The organism is Peribacillus sp. AS_2, assembly GCF_026891895.1.
GTDB lineage: Bacteria > Bacillota > Bacilli > Bacillales > DSM-1321 > Peribacillus > Peribacillus frigoritolerans.
The window spans coordinates 1-24,992 of sequence record NZ_JAPTGA010000018.1; the positions used below are offsets into that span (position 1 = coordinate 1).

General features: G+C 40.6%; 21 protein-coding genes and 9 tRNA genes. 26 read left to right on the forward strand and 4 right to left on the reverse strand.

Translation table 11 applies throughout. The annotated features are described in order from the left end of the window. Positions 1–75 precede the first annotated feature (75 nt). From OTG27_RS23120 to rocF, 10 genes are all read left to right on the forward strand, one after another. A tRNA-Asn gene (locus tag OTG27_RS23120) sits at positions 76–150 on the forward strand. Positions 151–153: 3 nt separating this feature from the next. Continuing rightward, positions 154–226 (forward strand) — tRNA-Thr (locus OTG27_RS23125). Between the two features lie 32 nt (positions 227–258). Further along, a tRNA-Glu gene (locus tag OTG27_RS23130) sits at positions 259–333 on the forward strand. A gap of 17 nt (positions 334–350) precedes the next feature. Further along, positions 351–426: transfer RNA gene (locus tag OTG27_RS23135), tRNA-Val, on the forward strand. A gap of 15 nt (positions 427–441) precedes the next feature. After that, positions 442–517: transfer RNA gene (locus OTG27_RS23140), tRNA-Thr, on the forward strand. A gap of 18 nt (positions 518–535) precedes the next feature. Further along, positions 536–619 (forward strand) — tRNA-Tyr (locus OTG27_RS23145). A 103-nt stretch (positions 620–722) separates the two neighbouring features. Then, a tRNA-Gln gene (locus OTG27_RS23150) sits at positions 723–797 on the forward strand. Between the two features lie 3 nt (positions 798–800). Next, positions 801–872, forward strand: a tRNA-Gly gene (locus tag OTG27_RS23155). A gap of 21 nt (positions 873–893) precedes the next feature. Then, positions 894–969, forward strand: a tRNA-Ala gene (locus OTG27_RS23160). Between the two features lie 207 nt (positions 970–1,176). Continuing rightward, positions 1,177–2,079, forward strand: coding sequence for an arginase (gene rocF, locus OTG27_RS23165; protein WP_268938268.1), 903 nt, complete (start codon positions 1,177–1,179; stop codon positions 2,077–2,079). Positions 2,080–2,216: 137 nt separating this feature from the next. On the opposite strand, the gene OTG27_RS23170 is transcribed toward rocF, so the two are convergent. Further along, on the reverse strand, positions 2,217–2,402 hold the full coding sequence (locus OTG27_RS23170) for an aspartyl-phosphate phosphatase Spo0E family protein (protein WP_268938269.1): 186 nt from the start codon (positions 2,400–2,402) through the stop codon (positions 2,217–2,219). Between the two features lie 172 nt (positions 2,403–2,574). On the opposite strand from OTG27_RS23170, the gene sigW reads away from it, so the two are divergent. From sigW to OTG27_RS23220, 10 genes are all read left to right on the forward strand, one after another. Next, positions 2,575–3,138, forward strand: a complete 564-nt coding sequence (sigW, locus tag OTG27_RS23175; protein WP_048685727.1) for an RNA polymerase sigma factor SigW — start codon at positions 2,575–2,577, stop codon at positions 3,136–3,138. Positions 3,139–3,154: 16 nt separating this feature from the next. Next, the gene (locus tag OTG27_RS23180) at positions 3,155–3,778 is read left to right on the forward strand and encodes an anti-sigma factor family protein (RefSeq protein ID WP_048685729.1); all 624 of its coding nucleotides are present in this window, start codon (positions 3,155–3,157) and stop codon (positions 3,776–3,778) included. A gap of 220 nt (positions 3,779–3,998) precedes the next feature. Next, positions 3,999–4,823 (forward strand): diadenylate cyclase CdaA, encoded by an 825-nt coding sequence (cdaA, locus tag OTG27_RS23185; RefSeq protein WP_034304935.1) that lies wholly within the window; start codon positions 3,999–4,001, stop codon positions 4,821–4,823. Beyond that, positions 4,816–6,183 carry a CdaR family protein gene (locus tag OTG27_RS23190; RefSeq protein ID WP_268938270.1) on the forward strand — a complete coding sequence of 456 codons (1,368 nt, stop codon included), beginning with the start codon at positions 4,816–4,818 and terminating at the stop codon, positions 6,181–6,183. The genes cdaA and OTG27_RS23190 overlap by 8 nt, the downstream gene beginning before the upstream one ends. Positions 6,184–6,239: 56 nt before the next feature. Beyond that, positions 6,240–7,589 carry a phosphoglucosamine mutase gene (gene glmM, locus OTG27_RS23195; protein ID WP_268938271.1) on the forward strand — a complete coding sequence of 450 codons (1,350 nt, stop codon included), beginning with the start codon at positions 6,240–6,242 and terminating at the stop codon, positions 7,587–7,589. 465 nt (positions 7,590–8,054) lie between these two features. Continuing rightward, complete coding sequence (gene glmS / locus OTG27_RS23200; protein WP_034304927.1) at positions 8,055–9,857, forward strand: glutamine--fructose-6-phosphate transaminase (isomerizing); 1,803 nt, start codon at positions 8,055–8,057, stop codon at positions 9,855–9,857. Between the two features lie 314 nt (positions 9,858–10,171). Continuing rightward, a complete protein-coding gene (locus OTG27_RS23205; RefSeq protein ID WP_268938272.1) occupies positions 10,172–10,543 on the forward strand; it encodes an iron chaperone in 372 nt (123 codons plus the stop codon). A gap of 229 nt (positions 10,544–10,772) precedes the next feature. Next, complete coding sequence (locus OTG27_RS23210; RefSeq protein ID WP_268938273.1) at positions 10,773–11,216, forward strand: hypothetical protein; 444 nt, start codon at positions 10,773–10,775, stop codon at positions 11,214–11,216. Next, positions 11,213–11,449, forward strand: coding sequence for a hypothetical protein (locus tag OTG27_RS23215; protein ID WP_268938274.1), 237 nt, complete (start codon positions 11,213–11,215; stop codon positions 11,447–11,449). The genes OTG27_RS23210 and OTG27_RS23215 overlap by 4 nt, the downstream gene beginning before the upstream one ends. A 77-nt stretch (positions 11,450–11,526) precedes the next feature. After that, positions 11,527–12,387 carry a CPBP family intramembrane glutamic endopeptidase gene (locus OTG27_RS23220; protein WP_268938275.1) on the forward strand — a complete coding sequence of 287 codons (861 nt, stop codon included), beginning with the start codon at positions 11,527–11,529 and terminating at the stop codon, positions 12,385–12,387. A 311-nt stretch (positions 12,388–12,698) separates the two neighbouring features. On the opposite strand, the gene OTG27_RS23225 is transcribed toward OTG27_RS23220, so the two are convergent. Genes OTG27_RS23225 through OTG27_RS23235 form a run of 3 tightly spaced genes read right to left on the reverse strand, consistent with a single transcriptional unit; the run spans position 12,699 to position 16,185 of the window. Further along, positions 12,699–13,733 carry a sensor histidine kinase gene (locus OTG27_RS23225; protein ID WP_268938276.1) on the reverse strand — a complete coding sequence of 345 codons (1,035 nt, stop codon included), beginning with the start codon at positions 13,731–13,733 and terminating at the stop codon, positions 12,699–12,701. Then, entirely contained in the window at positions 13,730–14,404 is a 675-nt protein-coding gene (locus tag OTG27_RS23230; protein ID WP_057276352.1) for a response regulator transcription factor, read from the reverse strand. Before OTG27_RS23230 ends, OTG27_RS23225 begins: the two co-directional genes overlap by 4 nt. A gap of 23 nt (positions 14,405–14,427) precedes the next feature. Beyond that, positions 14,428–16,185 carry an ABC transporter ATP-binding protein gene (locus tag OTG27_RS23235; protein WP_268938277.1) on the reverse strand — a complete coding sequence of 586 codons (1,758 nt, stop codon included), beginning with the start codon at positions 16,183–16,185 and terminating at the stop codon, positions 14,428–14,430. Between the two features lie 354 nt (positions 16,186–16,539). Here OTG27_RS23235 and OTG27_RS23240 point away from each other — a divergent pair, with 354 nt between their 5' ends. The 6 genes from OTG27_RS23240 (at position 16,540) to hflX (ending at position 24,656) form a co-directional block, all read left to right on the forward strand. Further along, positions 16,540–17,709, forward strand: coding sequence for an ATP-grasp domain-containing protein (locus OTG27_RS23240; RefSeq protein WP_268938278.1), 1,170 nt, complete (start codon positions 16,540–16,542; stop codon positions 17,707–17,709). Positions 17,710–17,722: 13 nt separating this feature from the next. Further along, positions 17,723–19,417: a methyl-accepting chemotaxis protein gene (locus OTG27_RS23245; protein WP_268938279.1), complete on the forward strand. Its 1,695-nt coding sequence runs from the start codon at positions 17,723–17,725 to the stop codon at positions 19,415–19,417. A gap of 530 nt (positions 19,418–19,947) precedes the next feature. Further along, positions 19,948–20,148 carry a cold-shock protein gene (locus OTG27_RS23250; RefSeq protein ID WP_034304915.1) on the forward strand — a complete coding sequence of 67 codons (201 nt, stop codon included), beginning with the start codon at positions 19,948–19,950 and terminating at the stop codon, positions 20,146–20,148. A 484-nt stretch (positions 20,149–20,632) separates the two neighbouring features. Then, positions 20,633–21,004 (forward strand): ArsR/SmtB family transcription factor, encoded by a 372-nt coding sequence (locus OTG27_RS23255; protein ID WP_230134312.1) that lies wholly within the window; start codon positions 20,633–20,635, stop codon positions 21,002–21,004. Further along, positions 20,997–23,120, forward strand: coding sequence for a heavy metal translocating P-type ATPase (locus OTG27_RS23260; protein WP_268938280.1), 2,124 nt, complete (start codon positions 20,997–20,999; stop codon positions 23,118–23,120). Before OTG27_RS23255 ends, OTG27_RS23260 begins: the two co-directional genes overlap by 8 nt. 270 nt (positions 23,121–23,390) lie before the next feature. Then, positions 23,391–24,656 carry a GTPase HflX gene (gene hflX, locus OTG27_RS23265; RefSeq protein ID WP_098866076.1) on the forward strand — a complete coding sequence of 422 codons (1,266 nt, stop codon included), beginning with the start codon at positions 23,391–23,393 and terminating at the stop codon, positions 24,654–24,656. Positions 24,657–24,992: the final 336 nt, after the last annotated feature.

A 24,992-nucleotide genomic window follows, 5' to 3' on the forward strand; every position in this document is an offset into this window, starting at 1 on the left:
TTCCCCCTGTGAGAGTAGGACGCCGCCAAGCTGTTCATTTAAATCTTTAATGGGTTTTAGGAAACATTATATTATTCCGCAGTAGCTCAGTGGTAGAGCATTCGGCTGTTAACCGAACGGTCGTAGGTTCGAGTCCTACCTGCGGAGCCATATGCTTCCATAGCTCAGTAGGTAGAGCACTTCCATGGTAAGGAAGAGGTCAGCGGTTCGAATCCGCTTGGGAGCTTCCCAATCTATCTATGAACAAAAAAACAGTTCGGCCCGTTGGTCAAGCGGTTAAGACACCGCCCTTTCACGGCGGTAACACGGGTTCGAATCCCGTACGGGTCACCATTTTAAATCATTAATCCGGAGGATTAGCTCAGCTGGGAGAGCATCTGCCTTACAAGCAGAGGGTCGGCGGTTCGATCCCGTCATCCTCCACCATATTATTCTTTACTTGCCGGTGTAGCTCAACTGGTAGAGCAACTGACTTGTAATCAGTAGGTTGGGGGTTCAAGTCCTCTTGCCGGCACCATTTACAACCATATATTGCGGAGGGGTAGCGAAGTGGCTAAACGCGGCGGACTGTAAATCCGCTCCTTCGGGTTCGGCAGTTCGAATCTGCCCCCCTCCACCATTTTAATAAAATCCTGTGGATCAGTTATATATTCTCTGTATTGGGGAAATATATGATTACCACCTTTTTATTTTGTTGTACATTAATCATTCATATCATATATTGGGCTATAGCCAAGCGGTAAGGCAACGGATTTTGATTCCGTCATGCGAAGGTTCGATCCCTTCTAGCCCAGCCATTTGCGGAAGTAGTTCAGTGGTAGAATACAACCTTGCCAAGGTTGGGGTCGCGGGTTCGAATCCCGTCTTCCGCTTAATATATTTTAAATTCCTTAGGGGCCTTAGCTCAGCTGGGAGAGCGCCTGCCTTGCACGCAGGAGGTCAGCGGTTCGATCCCGCTAGGCTCCACCATCAACTACATACACCAAAACTTACGTCTTAAGCCAAAAATGGTTTAAGACTTTTTTTTGTTTAAGGCATAGTTGGGTAAACTAATCCCCAGAAAGATATTTTTCACAAAAAACATATGTTATCGGAAAACGTGCATCTTTATACATGGAAATGTCGAGTTGAACCAATTGGCATATACGATATAAAATGGTGGAAAGGGGGAATTGTATGTCTATTCAGAAAATTTCCGTCATCGGATTGCCCATGGACCTTGGTCAAGCAAGGCGAGGGGTGGATATGGGACCTAGTGCCATCCGCTGCGCAGAGATTGTCGAGCGTCTTGAAAAGTTGGATATAGAAGTAGAGGATTTAGGGGATATAATTGTAGGGCGTCCTGAAAATGCAGATGAGCCCGGGACAAATTTAAAAAACTTACAGCTTGTAGCAAAAGGTAATACCCAGTTAGCTACAAGAGTTGATGAAATAATAGAAGAAGGTTCCTTTCCTCTTGTATTGGGAGGAGACCATTCAATAGCGATAGGCACACTGGCAGGAGTCGCAAAGCACTATGAGAATCTAGGTGTGATTTGGTACGATGCACATGGCGATTTAAATACGGAAGATACTTCACCATCAGGAAATATTCACGGGATGCCCTTGGCTGTCAGTATTGGGATTGGCCATCCGGACCTGATCAATATACATGGTTTTGCTCCAAAAGTGAAACCGGAAAACATCGTAATCATTGGAGCGAGGTCATTGGATGAAGGGGAAAAGGAACTTATCCGTGACAAAGGTATTAAAGTATTCACGATGCATGAGATCGACCGGTTGGGAATGACACGGGTCATGGAAGAATGCATTGATTATTTAAGGGAAAGAACGGATGGCGTCCACCTTTCACTGGATTTGGATGGAGTGGACCCAGCAGATGCACCCGGAGTCGGGACCCCGGTGATTGGTGGTATAAGTTATCGGGAAAGTCATTTGGCCATGGAAATGCTTGCGGAATCCAACTTGATTACATCCGCTGAATTCGTTGAAGTGAATCCCATTTTAGATGAGCGAAATAAAACGGCAATCGTTGCCGTGGCCTTAATGGGTTCGCTATTTGGTGAAAAATTATTATAACTAATAATTAAAAGAAACAGTAACCGGCTTGTAATGGGTTACTGTTTTTTATATGCTAGAAGACGTAGGTTTATTTACCAGGGTGTATGTAACAGAAACATATCTATAGATAAATGGTTGCAATTTTCTATCCATGCTCACTTGAGAGCACGTCTGTCCATGAGATTTTCATTTTTAGTCAAATGGATGTATTGAATGATTAAAGAATCCAGTTTGCTGCTAACTTCAATAACTTCATTATCCACCATGGAAGAACGGGAAGCCAAAAACATCATTTTCTGTCTGCATTGTTCAATATGGTCTAAAATTTGTTCAGTACTCATATAGAGAATCACTCCTTTGGATTTTACAATTTCTTACTATATAGCCCTGTTTTTTTTTTCTTAAACATAAAATGTAAAACTTTGTTAAAATTAATGTATTAAATTTTTGAAACCTTTCAGCTTACGATTCGTAGTAATCGTATAGCCGCATGAGCGGGGGTAATACCGGAAAATGGATGCACTCATTAAAGAGAGAATTAATCAAGTATTAAAAGGAGACCATAATGCCTTTGGTGAAATTGTCGAAATTTACAAGGACAAAGTTTTCCAAATATGTTTCAGGATGCTCGGAAACAGGCAAGAAGCAGAAGATTTGGCTCAAGAGGCCTTTGTAAGGGCCTACGTGAACATTCGAAGTTTCAATATAACAATGAAATTTTCTACATGGTTATATCGGATTGCGACCAATCTTTGTATTGACCGGCTTCGCAAGAAAAAACCGGACTACTATCTGGATGCAGAGGTGGCAGGAACAGAGGGATTGAATATGTATTCCCAAATTGCATCGGATATGGCGAAACCCGAGGAAGAGGTTGAATCATTAGAACTGCAGGAAACCATTCAAGTGGAAATAATGAAATTGCCCGAGAAATACCGATCGGTAATCGTATTGAAGTATATTGAAGAGTTATCTCTAAAGGAAATCAGTGAGATACTCGATTTGCCGGTCGGTACGGTTAAGACGAGGATACATCGCGGTCGCGAAGCCTTGCGTAAACAACTACGCCATTTATAAAAAGAAGGTGAGAAAAATGAACTGCCATGAGGAAATCATTGAATATATGCATGATTATTTAGATGAGGACATCAAACCGGAGCATAAAGAAGTTTTACGGGAGCACTTGCATGACTGTGCTGAATGCCGGGATTACTTTCATGAAATGAAAAAGGCGGTCGCTCTTGTACAAAGCACTTCCCATATAAAGGCCCCGGATGATTTTACAGCGAAGGTTATGGCTCAATTGCCAAAGGAAACGAAAACAACAGGTGCCAAACGTTGGTTCAAAAGCCATCCTTTCATGACAGCGGCAGCGATGTTCATCATATTGATGACAGGATCTGTTTTTTCCACTTATAATCAGGACGAACATTTTTCAGTTTCAAAGCAGCCTAACTTAGTGGTCGAAGGTGAAACGGTTATTGTGCCTGAGGGTGAGACAATCAAGGGAAATGTGGTAGTTCAAAATGGTAATATTCAAATAGATGGTGAAGTAGAGGGAGATGTGACAGTCATAAATGGGCATAAGTATATGTCTAAAGCAGGTAATGTGACCGGAAGCATCCATGTTATTGACCAAGCTTTTGAGTGGATGTGGTATAAAGTGAAGGACACTGCAACCTCGTTGGTTCCTGCCAAAGAGGAGAAAAAGGAATAAGGAATAGAAGCTGGGCAGGGGCATCGTTTTTGATTTGCGATGACTTCGCCCAGCTTTATTTTTTAAAGGAAGCGGAACCATTTTTAATGGTTCTTTTTTCCTGTGTAAATTTCTCACACTAGTTTTTAGATGAATCATTTAAAAAATGGTATACTATTAAGGTTATTGTAAATAAAGATTGTTATTGGTATTTGGAGTAATACTGACTGGAGGAAACAACATGTCTTTAACCAATTTGACTGTTTGGGACTATGTAGTAAATTTCATTGATATTCTCCTTGTATGGTTTGTGATATATAAATTGTTAACTATTATTCGAGGCACGAAGGCTATTCAGCTGCTAAAAGGAATTTTTGTAATTGTCATTGTAAAAAGCTTAAGCAACCTGTTTGGTTTCAATACACTCGGATGGTTAATGGCACAAGTCATGAATTGGGGAGTATTGGCAATTCTCGTCATTTTTCAACCTGAACTGAGAAGGGCACTTGAACAATTAGGACGCGGGAAGCTCTTTGCAAGGGGCACCGTTCCAGAAGAGAATCAGCAAGAGCGTTTAGTCGAGGAAATCCTAAAGGCGTCCACCTATATGGCAAAAAGGCGGATTGGTGCCTTGATTACGATAGAAAAAGGTACGGAGCTGGGAGATTATGTTGAAACGGGGATACCCCTGAAATCCTATATTTCTTCAGAACTGCTCATTAATATCTTCATCCCTAATACGCCGCTCCATGATGGTGCAGTTATTTTACAAAATAACCAGGTGGCAGCTGCCGCTTGCTATTTGCCATTATCGGAGAGTCCATTCATATCAAAGGAACTTGGCACACGGCATAGGGCAGCCATAGGCATGAGTGAAGTTACGGATAGTCTGACGATTGTCGTATCAGAAGAAACGGGAGGAATATCCGTCACTAAAAACGGGGAACTTTACCGGGATTTGAATCAAGAATCATTTAGGGCCATGCTTACAAGTGAACTGGTAGTGGAAAATATCAAATCAACTTCCTCAAGCATCTTTAACTGGAGGGGGAAAAAGAATGGATAAATTCACCAATAGCGCTTGGTTTATGAGAATCGTAGCTTTTGCCTTGGCAGCACTTTTGTTCATTTCCATTAACTTTGAGATGGAGTCGGATAAAAAATCCCTTGGTTTATCGACTGCCCCTGAAATCAGTACGGAGACCATCGAAAATGTACCGGTTGAAGTGTACTATGACCGTGAGAATCTAGTGGTGAGCGGGGTGCCTGAAACAGTTGATGTTACTCTAAAGGGAGCAAAAAGCCTATTGATTAATGCGAAAAACCAAAGGGATTTTAAAGTGTATGTTGACCTTTCTGATCCTGCGATCTCAATGGGGGACAGAACTGTCACATTTAAAATAAGTGATTTGAATGAAAAGTTAGTGGCGACGATCGATCCGGAATATGCGGAAGTCAACGTTCAGGAACGGGTGACGAAGGAATTCTCCGTTGAGGCCGAGTATAACAGCTCTTTACTTGAAGAGGGGTATACAGCTGGTCAGCCAACAGTCAGCCCGCAAACTGTTAAAATAACGGGTGCTAAAGATGCAATTGAACAAATTTCCTATGTAAAGGCAAACCTTGAAATAAGTAAGGGACTTAACGAAACGGTGAACAGCAAGGCAACCGTTAAGGCCTTGGACAGGGATTTGAATAAGCTGGATGTGACGATCGAGCCATCTTCTGTTGCCGTTTCCTTAAAAGTGAGCATTCCTTCCAAGACGGTGTCGATAGCACCGAAGCAAACCGGCAAGGCAAAGGATGGAATCAGGATCACGAGTATAAGTGTCGATCCAAAAGAGGTCACATTATTTGGTTCGGAAACGAGCCTGGAGAAAATAGATGAAATAAATCTTCCTGTAAACATCTCGAAAATTGATGGTGATACAGAACTGGAACTCGATCTTAATAAACCGGATAGTGTACAAAAAATGTCCTTGGGTAAGGCGCAGGTCAAGATTCGTACAGAAAAAGTTGATGTAGATGAAGAGAATGCAGAGCCAGTCGTGGAAGAGGAAGAACCAGAAACCGAACAAAAACAAGAAGAACAAGTAGTCGAAGAAAAACCAGAACCAGAAGAAGAAGATGAACCGGCTGCCATTGAGTCCAAAACTTTCAATGATATACAAATAGTTCCTGTGGGCATACGGGATGACCAAGATGCCGAATTGGAATCCGATGTAACCAGCATCACTTTGCTTGGTGAGGCGGATGATTTGAAGAAAATAACTAAAGACGACATTAATCTTACAGTAGATGTGAGTAATTTAGATGAAGGTACGCATGATGTGGATCTGGCGGTAACAGTGCCTGAGGGAGTGGAATGGGAACTGGATTCTAAAACGGTTTCGGTCACCATCACACAAAAAGACGAAGAGACATGACCTTCCTTTAACATCATCATTAAATTCAGTAACGATTCGAAGAAGGAGCGATAAAGATGGGTAAATATTTTGGAACAGACGGAGTAAGGGGTATAGCGAATAGCGAGTTAACACCGGAGTTGGCATTTAAACTAGGCCGTTTTGGTGGCTACGTTCTTACTAGAAATACAGAAAAACCCAAAGTGCTTATAGGGCGCGATACTCGTATTTCAGGTGAAATGCTGGAAGGTGCGCTTGTTGCAGGTCTTTTATCCATTGGGGCTGAAGTGATGCGCCTTGGTGTCATTTCGACACCGGGAGTAGCCTATTTAACAAAGGCCTTAAGTGCTGAAGCAGGTGTCATGATCTCCGCTTCGCATAATCCGGTAGCGGATAATGGCATTAAATTCTTTGGACCGGATGGATTTAAGTTATCCGATGATCAAGAAGCGGAAATTGAAGCACTATTAGATAAGGAAAAGGATGAGCTTCCACGCCCGGTTGGCGGAGATTTAGGCCATTTGAACGATTATTTCGAAGGAGGGCAAAAGTATCTCCAGTATTTGAAACAATCAGTGGATGAAGATTTTACAGGCATTCATGTTGCTCTTGATTGTGCACATGGGGCTACATCTGCCTTGGCCATGCATTTGTTTGCGGATCTTGATGCAGACATCTCTACAATGGGGGCATCGCCCAATGGCTTGAACATTAATGATAAGGTAGGTTCCACCCACCCTGAGGCACTTGCTGAATTCTTAAAAGAAAAAGGTGCGGATGTTGGGCTTGCATTTGATGGCGACGGAGACCGCGTCATTGCAATAGACGAAAAAGGAAATATAGTGGACGGCGACCAAATCATGTATATCTGTGCGAAATACTTGAAAGATAATAACCGTTTGAAACAGGGAACAGTGGTTTCTACGATCATGAGCAACCTTGGTTTTTATAAAGGTCTTGAAGAGCATGGTATACAAAGCGCCCAGACGGCAGTGGGGGATCGCTATGTGGTCGAGGAGATGCGTAAAGGCGGCTATAACCTTGGCGGAGAGCAATCCGGACATATCATCTTCCTGGACTATAACACGACAGGAGATGGATTATTGACGGGCTTGCAGCTTGTGAACATCATGAGCGACACCCAAAAAACCTTATCCGAGCTCGCTGGCGAGATGAAGAAATATCCACAAACGCTGATCAATGTCAGAGTTACCGATAAACACGCTGTAACAGATAATGAAAAGGTACAGGAAGTCATCAATGCAGTCGAAGGGGAAATGAACGGAAACGGCCGCATTTTGGTGAGACCATCCGGTACTGAACCTCTAGTCCGTGTTATGGCTGAAGCACCGACAGCTGAGGAATGCACTAATTATGTAGAGCGCATCGTCGCAGTTGTAAGAGCGGAAATGGGAATGAACGAATAACTAATCCTATGCATAAAAGGAACGAAATTTCCTTTTATGCATATTTTTATAAAGAAGTCTTTTTTGTTGGTAAAGGTAATTAAGAATTGACCTATGTCCCTTGTTTAAGGTATGATTATCCTGATTTACAACTCACTTTCTAAAAATGGTTGTTTTAAAAAGGAGGGTAGGCAAGGAGAGAATGGATTCACAAAAGCGCCTGAACTAAGTCTGGACGAGAAATGACTTAGTTGACGAGGAGGAGGTTTATCGAATGATCGGCGGATACCTCCCGGCTGAAGTGCACAGCCGCAATAATTCCAATCTTAAAACAGTAGGGCAACTTACTGCACAAAGGGTCGGAAATGCACAATGGGAAAAAGTGCTTTAGGGCATTTCCTTTATAAAAATATATATCAGAGATGAGGGGGCAGGGATGCCCCCGTGCATTCCTGTTCCCTCGAATCGGTTGGAGGAACAGAAATTATGTGTGGAATTGTTGGATATATTGGACTTAACGATGCAAAGGAAATTTTATTAAAAGGTCTTGAAAAACTTGAATACCGCGGTTATGACTCTTCAGGGATTGCTGTGAGAAATGAAGCAGGAGTGACAATCTTTAAGGAAAAGGGAAGAATAGCGGACTTACGAGCAGCCGTGGATGAAAATACTATGGCGCATACCGGAATTGGACATACGCGCTGGGCTACACATGGTGTGCCAAGCCGTGAAAATGCCCATCCTCACCAAAGTAATTCAGGTCGATTGACTTTAGTTCATAATGGTGTCATTGAAAACTATGCGATTCTAAAACGTGAATATTTGAAGGATGTTGCCTTTAAAAGTGAAACGGATACGGAAGTCATCGTTCAACTCATTGAGAAGTTCGTGAACGAGGGTATGGAAGTGGAAGAGGCGTTCCGTCAAACACTCACTCTATTAGAGGGTTCATATGCCATTGCCCTATTGGATGCTGAAAATGATGAAACCATCTTAGTCGCCAAAAATAAAAGCCCGCTGCTGATCGGTGTCGGAAAAGACTTTAACGTTGTCGCTTCGGATGCAATGGCGATGCTTCAAGTCACAGATCAATTCCTTGAACTGATGGATAAGGAAATGGTTATCGTGACAAATGAAAAGGTAACGATCAAGAACCTTTCCAACGAAGAAGTCATGCGTGCTCCTTACACGGCTGAACTGGATGCAAGTGATATTGAAAAAGGTACGTATCCTCACTATATGCTCAAGGAAGTCGACGAGCAGCCAGCCGTAATACGTAAAATCATTCAAGCATACCAAAATGAAGAAGGTAAACTTGCAATCGACTATAACATTACTGAAGCCGTAAGTGAGGCTGACCGTATTTATATCATCGCTTGCGGAACCAGCTATCATGCAGGGTTGATTGGTAAGCAATTCATCGAAAAAATGACTGAAATTCCGGTTGAGGTCCATGTGGCATCGGAATTCACTTACAATATGCCGTTATTATCGAAAAAACCGCTATTCATCTTCATTTCACAAAGTGGTGAAACTGCAGATAGCCGTGCCGTGTTAGTGTCCATCAAAGCGCTTGGTCATAAAGCCCTGACCATCACGAACGTACCTGGCTCTACATTGTCACGTGAAGCGGATTATACGCTCTTGCTGCATGCTGGTCCTGAAATTGCCGTAGCCTCTACAAAGGCCTACACAGCCCAAGTGGCAGTCTTATCCATCTTGGCGAATGTAACTGGCCAATTCCGTAACATGGAGTACGGTTTCGACCTTGTAAAAGAGCTTGGAATCGTTGCGACGGCTATGGAAGCACTATGTGATTCGAAAGAAGAGATGGAAGACATCGCCCGTGAATATTTGTCCGTTACGAGAAACTGCTTCTTCATCGGCCGTTCCCTTGACTACTATGTTGTACTTGAAGGGGCACTTAAGCTGAAGGAGATCTCTTACATCCAGGCGGAAGGCTTTGCTGGCGGAGAGCTTAAACATGGAACGATTGCCTTGATTGAAGAAGGTACACCTGTCATAGCCCTTGCTACTCAAGCAGGCGTCAACCTAAGCATCCGTGGTAATGTGAAGGAAGTGGTTGCCCGTGGCGCCAACCCTTGCATCATTTCCATGAAGGGTCTGGAAGAAGAGGATGACCGTTTCGTCATCCCGGAAGTGAATGAACTATTAACACCCCTTATCTCTGTTATCCCGCTGCAGCTCATTGCCTACTACGCAGCCTTGCACCGCGAATGTGACGTGGATAAACCGCGTAATCTCGCGAAAAGTGTAACGGTTGAGTAAGTTGGAATGAATGCAATGTAGATTATAAAAAAGTTGCGAAGCTTTACCCCTTTGGCTATGATTAGCCAAAGGGGTATTTTTATGTTTAAAACAACGAGAACCTCTCAAGTTGATTAGAAGACCGAGTTAATATGAATCGGTGTGCAGTGTAATATAATCTATCAAATCCATCAGTAGGTAGTCATGGCATCCATTAGAGCAATGTTAATGATCTTCCTATATGCATTGTTGAAAGAAACCCATATTGGCATTAAATTTAGGTGATGTTGAAAATGAAGTCTTCATAAAATTTTTTTTATTTAGGAGAGAATAGCATGGAAGTCTTTGCAGAATTTTTAGCGAATATTGATAACCCGCAACATAGGGAACGAACGGAAGAAGTCCTGGCTTGGGTAACTAAGAAATTTCCAAATCTAATGCCGAAGATTGCGTGGAATCAGCCTATGTTTACCGATCATGACACATATATTATTGGCTTTAGTGTAGCCAAACATCATTTGGCTGTTGCTCCTGAAAAGGCAGGGATCGATCACTTCTCTGATGAAATCGTGCAGGCTGGCTATGATCACACCAAGCAGTTGGTACGTATCAAGTGGGACAGTACGGTTGATTACTCATTACTTGAGAAAATGATTGAGTATAATATTTTTGATAAGGCAGACTGTTCAACTTTTTGGCGGAAATAAGTAAAAATCGGAGGGTGGGCTGAATCTCTATTAAAGTGTCCATTATTCGGGGTTCTGTTCAATATTAGAAGTGAAACGATGTGGTTCTGAGGATATAAGCTCTCCAGATATGCCGCCTGATCTAGCACCATAGGCAAAAAGGCAGATTCTCCATCCTTAATGACCTTACCTTTACGGTTGCGACTCCATAAATAGTTTAAGTTCAAAAAAAGCACAGGGAGTTCCAAATTTGGAACTACTTGTGCTTTTGTTTTTTGATAAAATCGAGAGAACAAATATTACAACCAAACTACTTAAGATATTAAATCAAAAATTCATAAGGGGTATCCAAGGAAAAAATATTAGGTGGGGTGAAGAAATGAAGAAGTTATTATACCTTTTTATATTAATAATTCCTGTATTTTGGTTTGGATTTAGTCCAATATCAACTTTTGCAAGTTCTCCAACTGAATTAAAAGAGGAAAGCCAATCAGGTGAGTTTCTGACAGAATATACAACTCTATCAGGCTCTGATGTACTTTTAGGTCAAGAAATACCTATACTTGTGATGAAAAAACAGGAGAAATCACGAATAATAGAATTGGTATATCTCCAGTGTGTGCTACTTGTAATCGGTATACTTGGAAAACAGCCACAGATAAACGACAATCAAGTGTCTTTCACAAAAAAGTGACTGATACTACAAACTGGAGTCTTAACCTTACCTTCAAGGTAGAGATAGCTGGTAAATTAGTTATTTCTGGTGGCGGAGAAAAGGTATATTCGGCAACGAAAAAATGGAACCAATACAAAGAAACATGGAAATTGACTGGCACTCTAAAAACATATAGTCCAACTGGTAATTTGATAAAAACAGAGCAAAGAAATGCAACTTACATTAAATATAAAAAAATGGCAATAAAATAAGTTGAAAAGAGTGCAAATACAAACTCTTATTCTAAAAAATGACTTCATTGAAATTATTGTATAGTAAAGGGGTAAGAATGGATACTGATATTAAGCAAACACATCGCTTTATATTATATATAACGATACTAATTATGATTATTTTTCCTTTTGCCCAACTTACTTTACAAGAACTTTTTTTGCAAATAAACAAACAATTATTTTTCTTTATAAGTAAACTGGTTATTATCTATGTTCTTTTTCTTTTCTTAAAAAAGAAAAAAATAACCTTATCGAGCATTAGGCTTAATAAGGTACATATAAAATATATTCTTTTTGGTATGTTAATGGGTAGTATAGCTCACATGCTGACTGTGTTTTTTGGTAGGACCCAACATTATCTACTAACGGGCGAATGGCTTACTGCTGAAAAAATTGTTTGTACACTTATGGAAAGTAGTAAAAACATAAGTTTTTACAGTATTATGATGATTGGCTTTTCAGTGGCGATTAGTGAAGAAATTCTTTTTAGGGGTATATTATTAAAACAATATCAGAGAATGAACATAAAATCGGCCATAATTTTAAGTGCTTTTATTTTTAGCATTTATCATATGACGGTAGGAAATTTTATTTTTGCATTTGTAATGGGTATTTCTCTTGCACTATTAACCATCTATACTGGGAGCATCGTTCCGGCTATCTTTTTTCACTTTTTGGTGAATGAAATAATGAGGACCATCATGCATTTCCCAGAAAAGGTTACAGAAACTTATTATCAGATAATGGTGTCGCCAATTACTACTATAACAGGTTTAATATTCTTTCTATCTATATTAACTTTTTTATTTATAAAGGTAAGAAAAAATAATCAATTTCAAAGTGAAAAAGTTATATTCTTTGATGGATATATTATTTTGTTGTTTTTGATGTATGTTCTTTTCCTAACAATAAAATAAAGTTTAATCAAAGATAATATAGGTATTATAACGATTTCATTTATAAGGGGTGTCCATATTTATTGCCACCAACAATTTTTCCGGCTTGTTAAACGTTGGGTATCAAATTTGCTTTTTGTACCCAACGTTTATAATATAATTATCAATTCCTGTTTCAATCTTTTATAGAAGTTTCCGCAAAGTTTCACACAATCGCCTGCTTTTAGTAGAAGTGTCGATATTACAATATAATCATCAACGAACGGGCAGTGTTTTTAAAAATAGCAGCAGCATGAATGATTTAAAAAAGGTTTTTAACAATCACAAAACCCTCACGAAATAGGTAGCAGAATGGTGAAGGTCGTTCCCTTTTCGAGTTCGCTTTTCACGGATATGTTCCCTTCATGCATCTCTATAATCTTTTTCACGATGGATAGTCCTAAACCGCTGCCGCTTTTTGAGCGTTCCCTTGCAAGGTCGGCTTTATAGAATCGCTCGAATATATGGAACTGGTCGGTTTCGGAAATGCCGATTCCATTGTCGGATATCGTTATGGATGCCTGGCTATCAATCTGTTGTAATCGAATCGTGATCTTTCCGCGGTGGCGGGTGAATTTGATGCTATTGTGTATTAAATTTGTCCATACTTGGCTCATCAAATCCTGGTCTGCCACTATTGGAATCTTTTCCAAGGCTATGTCCAATTCGAGTTCTTTTTCCAACCAAGCGGGTTCACAAGCCAAAATAATGGTCCGTATTTGCTGATCCAGCCGGAAATCTGTCCTTTCAAAAGGATGATGCTCGGATTCAAGGGATGTAAGCTTTAGAAGGTTATCACTTAATTTGGATAATCTCCTGCTCTCTGTCTCTATTATATGAAGATAATGATTTCGTTCTTCGATTGTCAGCTTATTAAATTGAAGTGCTTGGGCAAATCCTACAATGGAGGTAAGGGGCGACTGTATTTCATGTGAGACGTTAGAGATGAACTCCTGCCGCATTTCTTCCATTTGCTTCAATTGTTTGGCCATGTGATTGAAATGGTTAATGATATCGGTCATTTCGTTTCTCTTGTCCATATTAAAATCCAGTTGTACATTATAATCGCCATTTGCTATTTTCCTTAAGGCATCTATGATTTCGAGGTATATATTTACCCGTTTATTATGATGGATAGCATGGATAAGGCGACCAATTAATATCATGATTGCGATGCTTGTCACGATTGTAGCCAGATACCGAACATAATTGGTTAACCTTAAGGGCAAAAGCTCAATGATATAGTACCCGGCGGAAAAGGAAATTGAAATAAACGTTACAAAAAACAGCATGCCAAGCATTTGTTTGAAAAATCGATTGCCCCTCATCTCGTTATCTCCAAACGGTAGCCCAATCCCCAAATCGTTTTAATCCGGAAGGGGAATTCCGATTCAGGAAACCGTTCCCTCACTCTTTTTATATGAACATCGACAGTTCGTTCATCACCTTCATAATCATAGCCCCAAATGTCTTCGATAAGATCTTCCCTGGAAAAAGTTTTTCCGGGATAGCTTGCTAATTTAAACAGCAATTCGAATTCTTTTAATGGAATCGTATATTCCTGTTCTTTGAATGACATTTCATGCGTGTTACGATTCATCTTTAATTCGCCGATATTTAATGTTTGTGAAATAGTGATTTTATACCGTTTTAATAATGCCTTTATTCTAACAACCAATTCGATCGGTTCAAATGGCTTTACAAGATAATCATCTGCCCCAAGCCCGAATCCTTTTACTTTTTGTGTTGTTTCCCCTTTTGCAGTCAGCATTAAAATGGGGATATCACTAAATTCCCGTAACTCTTTGCATAATTGCCATCCATCCATGTTAGGCATCATAATATCGATGACTGCCAAATCGATTTTCACTTTTTCCATTACTTTCAATGCTTGCATTCCATCTGACGCTTCATATAGATCAAAGCCTTCTTTTCTTAACAACAGGTTTATAAGTTCGCGAATATGTGCATCATCATCGACTATCAATATTTTTGTCATCCTTCTTCTTTCCTTTCGGCGAATTAGGCCAGTTCAAGCTTGTGCAACTGCTGTTCAGCAAATTCGCGATATAATGAGTGCGTATTATATAGCTCTTTATGTGTTCCGCTGCCTGTTATTTTCCCTTTTTCAAGGAAGATGATTTGATCCGAACCGATAACGGTCGATAGGCGGTGGGCGATGACTATTGTTGTTCTTCCTTTCATTAAGTGATTTAATGCCTGTTGAACCACTTTTTCTGATTTGCTGTCCAGGCTGGAGGTAGCCTCATCCAGCATTAATATTTTCGGGTTTCTTAAAAATGCACGGGCGATTGCAATTCTTTGTCTTTGACCGCCTGATAATTTCATGCCCCTTTCACCGACCTCTGTATCATATCCGTTCGGAAGCTCAGAAATGAATTGATCTGCATACGCCATTTTAGCCACTTGATTTAATTCATCATCTGTTATATCCCGATTGATGCCATAACAAATATTATCTCGAATTGTACCGGATACAATCGGGCTTTCCTGTGAAACATATCCAATCTGGCTTCTCCATGAAAGCAGTGTGAAATCATTTATGGATGTCCCGCCTATGGATATGGATCCTTCCTGTGGTTTGTAGAAACGCTCGAATAATGAAAAAAGGGTCGTTTTTCCGCTGCCGCTTGGGCCGACTATTGCAGTGACCTTACCGGCCTCAACGTTAAAGCTTATATCTTTAAGTACCTGTTCTCCATTATTGTAACTATAGTTCAGGTGATCCACGCTGATGGATTGACTCATATTTTGAACGGGCTGCTTCGCATCTTCTTCCTCCACAGAATCCAGAATGGAAATGATGCGCTCTGTTGCACCCGTTGCTTTTTGGAATTGTGTAAAGAAACTGGCCAATTGAGCCATTGGCATGATTATTTGGAAAAGATACATGATGAAAGCAACTAAAGCCCCAGCAGTCAGTGCTCCTGAAGAAACACGCATTCCCCCATAACCTAAAATCAGGACGAGTAATGCCATCATGACAAAACTCATTAGCGGCGCAATCAACGCTTGGATTTTTGCCTCTTTCAATCCGAATTGAAATAATTTCTGGATTCCTTTTTGGCCATTTTGATATTCCAAAGCTTCTGCATTTGATGCTTTAACAAGACGTATTTCCGTTAGAACCTGCTGAAGGACTGCGGTGAAGCTTGCTGTCTCGTCCTGCATCCCTTTTGATATTTTGTGCATTTTTTTCCCTAGCGGCATTAATATTAAAACGGAGAGCGGAATTGCAGTGAACATCAATAATGTCATTTTCCAATCCAGTACGAATAACACGATCATGGATCCTACGATGGAAATGATTCCTGTAACAAAATTAGAGAGATGTTCAGAGATTAATCCCTTCACTACAGTTGTATCATTTGTCATTCGGCTGACTGTTTCCCCCGATGGATGATCATCAAAATAACTCACGGGTAATACAAGTAATTTTTTCCATAGTTGATCGCGGATACCTGCCACTACGGATTGACCGATCCGATTTAATAAATAGATGGAAAATCCACTGGCCAATGCTTGAACAATGATGGCAACAACGAGAAGTGTGATTCTTTCAGCGTTTAGTGAACTGACTGAAAAATCATTGATTAGATTTTTTGTGAATAATGGGACTAATAAAGCTACACCTGTTGTGCCTAGGCTTAATGCTAATGCAATCCCTATCATTAGTTTGGAAGGCTTCGTTTGTTGAACCAATCGAATGAACTGGCGCCATCCTTTTTGTTTTTTTGTTTCTGACATATGTAAATACATCCTTTCTCGATTTTCATTACAGAGAAGTATATAAAGAAGTTATGAATTGAATATGAACGAGTCTTAGTTATTCCACGAAAATTTTGGTGAACCTTTTCTGAATGATAAATTTGCAAAAATATGGAAGACACTTAAAATAGTGTTTGCTTTTTTTCATGAAGATACAAGGAAATTAAATATTCGATGGTTAACGGTAAGGAATATGTGTAAGGATCTCAAGTTTATGACTGATGGGTAAAAAGATATAGTGATATCTTGATTTTAAATAATAAATACCTATATAAGCTAAAAACTTACCGGTTTTAACCGATTAAATATGGAGATACAAAAAACAGTACAAGTTAGGTGGAAAAAATGATTATTTTGAATGAGTCGATTGTGTCGCCAATTCTTCTAAAGGTGTTAGAGGAACAGCAAATCCCAGTATTGGAACAAGGTCAGTGGGGAGACACATTAACATCAGAAAAGCTAAACATTCAAAAGGATACAGAATTTTTCAAGTCCATGGAAAAGGACAAAAGAATTCTTACAAACTCTGAAAATGGCATAACACTACTAGGGCATTTTCAACCGGATAGCAATGAATACATTTGGTCAAAGTTATTGAAGGATAAGAGCCAGGTGCGAAATTTGACGAAATCTTTATATCCTGATTTCTATTTCCAAGATATCGATTTATCCATGATAAGTGAGCTGGATATAAATCAAATACCGTTTCCGGTAGTTATCAAACCCAATATTGGCTATTCCAGTGTAGGTGTGCACAAAGTCAAGAATGAACAGGATTGGTATATAGCCGTGAACCAGCTTAAAGCCGATTTACTTCATTCGGGTGGATTATATGATTCAGAAGTGGTCGGATCCCAGACCGTTTTGATAGAAGAGTGGATTCAGGGTGAAGAGTATGCCATTGATGGTTATTACAATCAAGATGGTGAACCGGTCATTTTGAATGTGTTCAAACGATCATTCAAGGATGATTACGATACTTCCGATCGAATTTATTATACTTCGAAGTTGGCCATTGATGAAATCTATCATGATGCATTGAAGTTCATGAAGAATATCCAAACGGTCCTTCCGCTTAGGAATTATCCTGTACACTTTGAAATCCGCAAAAAGGGAAGCCGGGTGATACCCATCGAAATCAATCCCCTGCGTTTTGCTGGGGCGGGTACAACGGATCTAGGTTACCATGCCTATGGAATGAATATGTATGAACATTATTTTTCAGGAACGAAACCCGATTGGAATCGGATATTGGAAGAGATGGACGATCGAATATATAGCTTTTTCTTTGCAGAGGTTCCGCTTGAAATAAATCCGGAAGATGTTGCACGTATTGATCATGATGGACTTTGTCATGAATTCGAACATGTTTTGGAATATAGGCAGCTTCCTTTTCAAAATGACCGGAGCGTGGCCATCATCTTTTATAGAAGTGAGGATTTGAATGAAAATCTCCAATTGCTTCATTTGGATTTAATACCATATTTGACTATAAAACACCTGGTTTTCAACTAGGGGGGGCATGGAAATGAGATTTTCAAAGCTGAATCCTAAAAAATCTCTATTGGCAAAACTATTCTTGTTTTACATTATTCCTTTCGTGATTTTCGCAGGGGCCATGGGCCTTTGCTTTTCCTATATTACTAATAAAATGATCAATGAGAATGTCCTTCCGCAATTCGATGATCGCCTTTCTGAAAATGCCCACAGTTTAGCAGCGAGCCTCAATCCCACTTTGATAAACAAGGCTTCCGAACGGGGCGAAGAGATTAAGCGGAAACTGGATGCCTTTGTTGAAGATAAAAAGGGAATTGAATATGTTTATGTTTTGAAGCGGGAGAATGATGCCGACATGATTGTAGCCTTGAGCGGCAGCGATGACTATATGGTGGAATCCCCCTTCACGCCGGAACAGGCAAAATCGATAAATCGAAGCGAAGACGTCTTGAGTGAAATATATAAAGATAAGTGGGGAACACATAAGTCGTACTTTACGCCAATCGAAGGAACGGACGCGATTGTCGGAATCGATATGGATGCAAGCTTCATTGATGAATTGAAAAGCACAATGATATTCTATAATATCTTATTTCTTGCAAGTGCCGTTATATTGGGTGTGCTATGCGCCGTTGTCATCGGGAAAAAGATTTCGGGACCCGTCAATGAACTTGTTGGTTACACGAATGAAATGGCAAAAGGGGACTTAAGTAAATCGATACCCGTTGGCAGAGAGGATGAGATTGGCGATCTGTCAAATGGATTCGAAGATATGAGATTAAGTTTGTCCCATATTATCCAGAATGTCCGTGAACATGCCCAAACGATGAATCAAACGACAGTTTCCATTCAGCAATCCTTTGAAGAGATGGTGGAATCCTATGGCCAGATAGTGACGGGGACAACGGAAGAAGCAAGGGCTTCGGAAGAACGTGCCCATCATATTGACCGGATTTCCAATATGGTCAGTGACTTAACGGATACGATCCGTTTAATGAACGAGCAAACGAATGAAATGAATGAATTTACGATGCATGCAAATACACTTGCTGAACAAGGGAGTAAACAAGTGCAAGATGTAACGAGCCAGATGGATAAAATCATGGAAAACGGCCAAGCGAATAAAGCCAATTTGGTGAGCCTGGAAGAGGATGTAGTGAAGATAAATGAAGTGATTGGCTTAATAAGGGTGATTGCATCCCAAACGAACCTGCTGTCCCTGAATGCATCCATAGAAGCGGCACGGGCGGGTGAAGCTGGCAGAGGTTTTGCCGTAGTCGCTCAAGAGGTGCAAAAATTGGCTGTGCAAACCGATGAATCCATCGATATCATTTCAGAATCGATCATGCGGATTAATGAACAAACAGCCAAAGTCATCCAAAATAATGATGAGAGTTTTCAGGATATACTTAATGGTGTTTCCTTAGTGGAAAACAATGGCGAGATTTTCAATAAGATATTCGAATCCGTAGAGAAATTGCTGAAAGGCACAGAACAATTGGCCGCCCATTCGAAAAAAATCAATGAGTCTTCGGATGAAAGCCTGGCATCCATACAGGAAATTGCGGCGATTTCCGAAGAAGGAGTCGCAACAACGGAGCAAATCTCGGCAGCTGCCATTCAACAAAGTACCATAATGGCTGGATTGAAGGAACAAAATGAAGATTTAGCAAAAGAATCGGCGATTTTAGAAGAAATGGTGGAAAAGTTCATTACGGAAAAATAAATATTTGATGTAAACAGCTACAAAGACCTTTCTTATTTTGTTTACGGGAGGTTTTTGGAGACAAAATGAGTTCTATCTGAGTTTTTAAACATAGTTGATTGGTACGGAAGGTATGAGACTTCTGCGGGAAAGAGCGCCGAGGAGGACCGCCCGGAGAGGAAATCAACGTTCCGTTTTACACACCCTCAAAAAAATGTAGAAAATATCGAGTTTTTCTACACTATGAAACCTCTTTAAATTAGTAAACGAGAGGTTTTTGTTTGGATGAATGTATGTATGTAAGAGTTCATGTGTAATAGATAGAGTCACTTTCATTACTGCTTTTTTTTATAGAATTTAGAGAGTATTAAAAATTGCTGGAAAAAAGTTTCCCCAAACTATTTGCAATCGCTACCATTTAATGTTATGCTTAGTCTTAATTATTTTTGTTCGGTACTAAGGATACTAAAAGTACTACTTTTCGTTTTCGATGATGACTTAGAGCAAGGATAGTAATACATTGTGCTTAGATGCACTAGGAGGCAACAACAATGGAACAAGGTAAAGTAAAATGGTTTAACGCAGAAAAAGGTTTTGGATTCATCGAACGCGAAAACGGAGACGACGTATTCGTACATTTCTCAGCTATCCAAAGCGAAGGTTTCAAATCTTTAGACGAAGGCCAAGAAGTTACTTTTGAAGTAGAACAAGGTCAACGCGGACCTCAAGCTTCTAACGTTCAAAAAGCATAATTTCGATAACAAAAAAAGACGGATCCTTTTTAAAGGGTCCGTCTTTTTTTGTTTTGTGAAAATACATAACAAAAAACCCTGCTAAACGATAAGCAGGGTAAATGGTACAAGTAAAGTAAAACGCTTAAAAAGGTTTGACTAAGTATATCATAGTTTTTCTATAAAATACTAAATTAAATATATTATACGTATCAAGGTAACGATAGGTACGATAGGTAATTACTGAAATCATTGATTGAAGGGGCGTAAAGGAATTTGTCCCTTCTTTTTTTGCTTGAAGATCAGGGAAGAGGGCGGCATGACCTTTTTGTTAGCAAAAGGGGAAACAAAAAAACGATGGCCCACATATAAAAATATATGGGCACTTTCATTAATTTCTTTGGGAAGGGGAAAAGATTCTTATACATTCAAATATGGATTTGAATATTCAGGGAATTATGTTATATTATAATCAAACGAAGATTTGAATGAGAGGTGTGAGAAGATGACGGAACTGAAAGATATATGTGATGTTCACCTGCATGATGAAGTGAAGGTCAATCGCATTCAAGGGGAAATGGCCCAGGTGGATATATCCAGCATGTCGAAGCTGTTTAAGGTTATAGGCGATGAAAATAGGGCGAAGATAGCTTATGCGCTCTGTACGGACGAGGAATTGTGTGTGTGCGATCTGGCCAATATCATTGGTGCTTCGATGGCGACGACGTCACATCATCTTCGTACCCTTTATAAACATGCAATCGTAAAATATCGAAAAGAAGGTAAGTTGGCTTTTTATTCTTTGGATGATCACCATATTAAGCAATTGATTCTCATTGCATTAGAACATCAGCAGGAGGTAAGGGTCGATGGCTGAATCCCTAATGAAAACATATCGTATCCAAGGTCTATCCTGCACGAATTGTGCGGCGAAGTTCGAGAACAATGTCCGTGAACTAGAGGGTGTAAAGGATGCCAAAATCAACTTTGGCGCCTCGAAGATTTCGGTACAGGGCAGCGCGACCATTGAACAGATTGAAAAGGCGGGAGCTTTCGATAATCTGAAGATCCGCGGTGAACAGGAACAGGCAACTAAAAAGGAACCATTTTGGAAGCAAAAAGAAAATATTAAAGTGGTGTTTTCGGTTATCATATTGCTGGTCAGCTGGATATTGGATAAGCGATATGCTGATGGAAGCATCATGCCGGTAATCGGTTATGCGGCTGCAATCATAGTTGGAGGATATTCATTATTTGTCAATGGTTTGAAAAACCTTGTAAGGCTTCGCTTTGATATGCACACCCTTATGACGGTTGCCATCATCGGGGCGGCCGTGCTTGGTGAATGGGGCGAGGGCGCGACCGTCGTCATTCTATTTGCGATAAGTGAAGCATTGGAAAAATATTCGATGGATAAGGCGCGTAATTCCATCGAATCATTAATGAACATCGCACCTAAAGAAGCTTTGATCATTAGAGGGCATCATGAAATGATGGTTGCTGTTGATGAGGTTGAAGTGGGCGACATCATGATCGTTAAACCAGGTCAAAAGCTTGCAATGGATGGCCGGATCATGAAGGGCGCCTCGACACTTAATCAAGCAGCCATTACTGGTGAATCCGAGCCGGTTTTTAAAACGGTTGAGGGTGAAGTATTTGCCGGAACCCTAAATGGTGAAGGGCTGCTCGAAGTGGAGGTCACGAAGCGGGTCGAGGATACGACGATTGCAAAAATCATCCACCTTGTTGAAGAAGCACAGGCCGAAAAGGCTCCTTCCCAAGCCTTCGTGGATAAATTCGCAAAATTTTATACGCCGGCCATCATGCTCATTGCCCTGGGCATTGCGGTATTACCCCCGATCGTGATGAACGGGGATTGGAGTGAATGGATTTATCGGGGATTGGCTGTACTGGTTGTCGGCTGTCCTTGTGCTTTGGTCATTTCTACGCCCATCGCCATCGTGACAGCAATCGGAAATGCTGCGAAACATGGTGTGCTGATTAAAGGCGGGGTCCATTTGGAGGAAGCGGGAGCCTTAAAGGCAATCGCGTTTGATAAAACGGGTACTTTAACAAAGGGCGTACCTGAGGTGACCGATTTCAAAATGTTATCTGATGTGTTGAATGAACAGGACGTGCTGGCTATCGCCGCTGCTTTAGAAAGCAGATCACAGCATCCCCTTGCCACGGCCATTCTTCAAAAGGCGGAAACCTACGATGTGGACTATCATTCTTTATTGGTAGAGGATTTTACTGCAATCACCGGTAAAGGGATAAAAGGGAAAATCAATCAAGAAATCTATTACATTGGTAAACCCCACCTTTTTGTGGAAGAGGCAGGTTTCGTTTTCTCTGATGATGTGCTTAAATTAATCAGCGGCTATCAAAATACAGGGAAAACGGTGATGGTGCTTGGCGATCAAGTGAAGCTCCATGCACTCATCGCGGTGTCTGATGAAATAAGGGAAAGCAGTAAGGAAGCCATTCGGAAACTGCATGCTTTGGGGATTGAAAAAACGATCATGCTGACTGGCGATAATATCGGAACGGCAAAAGCGATTGGAGCGGCAGCTGGCGTTCATGAGATTGAGGCGGAGCTATTGCCGCATGATAAATTGACCATCATCAAACGATGGAAACAAAAATACGATCGAGTGGCCATGGTAGGCGATGGTGTCAATGATGCTCCGGCCTTGGCAGCTTCCACGGTAGGAATCGCAATGGGAGGGGCGGGCACGGATACAGCCCTTGAAACAGCCGATATTGCCTTGATGGGTGATGACTTATCGAAGCTGCCTTATACAATCCGCTTAAGCCGCAAAACATTAAAAATCATTAAGCAGAACATCACGTTTTCATTGGTGATTAAAGTCCTGGCCTTATTATTGATAGCGCCGGGCTGGTTAACACTTTGGATGGCGATTTTTGCCGACATGGGTGCGACGCTATTAGTTACATTGAACAGTCTTAGGTTATTGAGAATAAAAGAATAGAATAATATGGGCTCCCTGGTGCATCTTAAGGTGCACCAGGGAGCTTTTATTTTGAGCTTTCTAATTGTTTCATGTGAAACTTTGAAAAAATAGTCGGTTGTCATATTTTTTGTTAAAAGTAAAAGGAAGTCCAATAAAAACACTTTGCTAAGGGCAGCAACCTTTATGCAAGCGATGCCTGGTATACTACAATGTGGCTCGCTTTTAGGCAGCATGACAGTTTGTTTAAGTATAATATAGGGAGTAAGGTATGTACGGAAGGGATTTGAAATGATGGAATTACAGCAGAGGGCAATTTTGGTTGGAGTCAATCTCAACGGTTCAAAGGATTTTGAGTATTCGATGGAGGAATTGGCCAATTTAACGGAAGCATGTGAGGTAGAGGTTGCAGGGACCATCACACAAAATTTGCATCGGGTGAACTCATCACATTTTATCGGTACCGGGAAGATCGAGGAAGTGAAAAATCTCGTTGAGCATAAAGAAGCTAATGTCGTCATTTTTAATGACCAGCTCTCCCCTTCGCAACTTCGTAATCTGGAGAGGGACATGGATTGCAAGGTGATTGACCGGACAATCTTGATTCTGGATATTTTTGCGCATCGGGCGAAAACGAAGGAAGCACAGCTTCAGGTAGAAGTGGCAAAGCTGCAGTATATGCTCCCGCGTCTCGTTGGTTTAAGGGAGTCACTAGGGCGTCAGAGCGGCGGGGTCGGTACAAACAAAGGAGCAGGTGAAAAGCAGTTAGAGCTTGACCGCAGGAGGATCGAGGAAAATATAAGTGTTTTGAATAAAGAACTGGAAGACCTTGTTGCACACAGGCAAACGCAGAGGAAACAGCGGAAAAAGAATGCCATCCCTGTCGTATCCTTAGTCGGTTATACCAATGCAGGTAAATCTTCGATCATGAATGCACTGATTGAGATGTTCCATCCAACTGCCGAAAAGCAGGTGTTGGAGAAAGATATGCTGTTCGCTACGCTTGAGACGTCCGTCCGAAACATTCCGCTGCCGGATAAAAAGGAGTTCTTATTGACGGATACGGTGGGATTTGTGTCTAAATTGCCGCATCATCTAGTGAAGGCATTCCGATCCACATTGGAAGAAGTGGTAGAAGCGGATCTGTTGATCCATGTTGTCGATTTTTCCAATCCTAATCATGAGCAGCAAATAGAGATAACGGAAAAGACTTTAAACGATATAGGCATTAAAGGGATTCCGACGATCTTTGCGTATAATAAAGCGGACCTTACCGATTTGGATATCCCTCAGGTGAATCGTGGCTCTGTATATATGTCAGCAAAAAACAAAGTTGGCATCGAGGAATTGATAAATCAAATTCGTAAGCATATTTTTGTCGACTATACCCACTGTGAAATGCTGATTCCATTTGATCAAGGGCAGCTGGTTTCTTATTTCAATGAAAATGGTCACATAACGGAAACGGAATATGAGGCAATCGGATACCGAATAAAGCTTGAGTGCAAGAAAACGGATTATGAGAAATATAAACGATACGTTATACGTCCGGAATGAACCTGCTTGTTGATAAATTGTTAATGGCTTGTTGATAAGTGGAAAAGTCGATTCATTAATGTGGATAACTTTTGGTGGAAAGCCTCTGTTCCGCAAAAACAAAGAGAATAACGCCATATAATATGTGAATAAGTTGTGGATAAAAGTGAAAAGACCCAGGAAACCAAGATTTTTGTTTCTGGGCTTTTTTTTATGTGGACAAAGTGTTGATAAGCAGGTAATCGGATCAAATCAGCCAAAAATATCAGTAAGTATGATGAAAAGTAAGTTTGGATGTAGAAAAATGACGAGGCTTATCACTTATTGTTAGGAAATATAACATGAATATTACATATT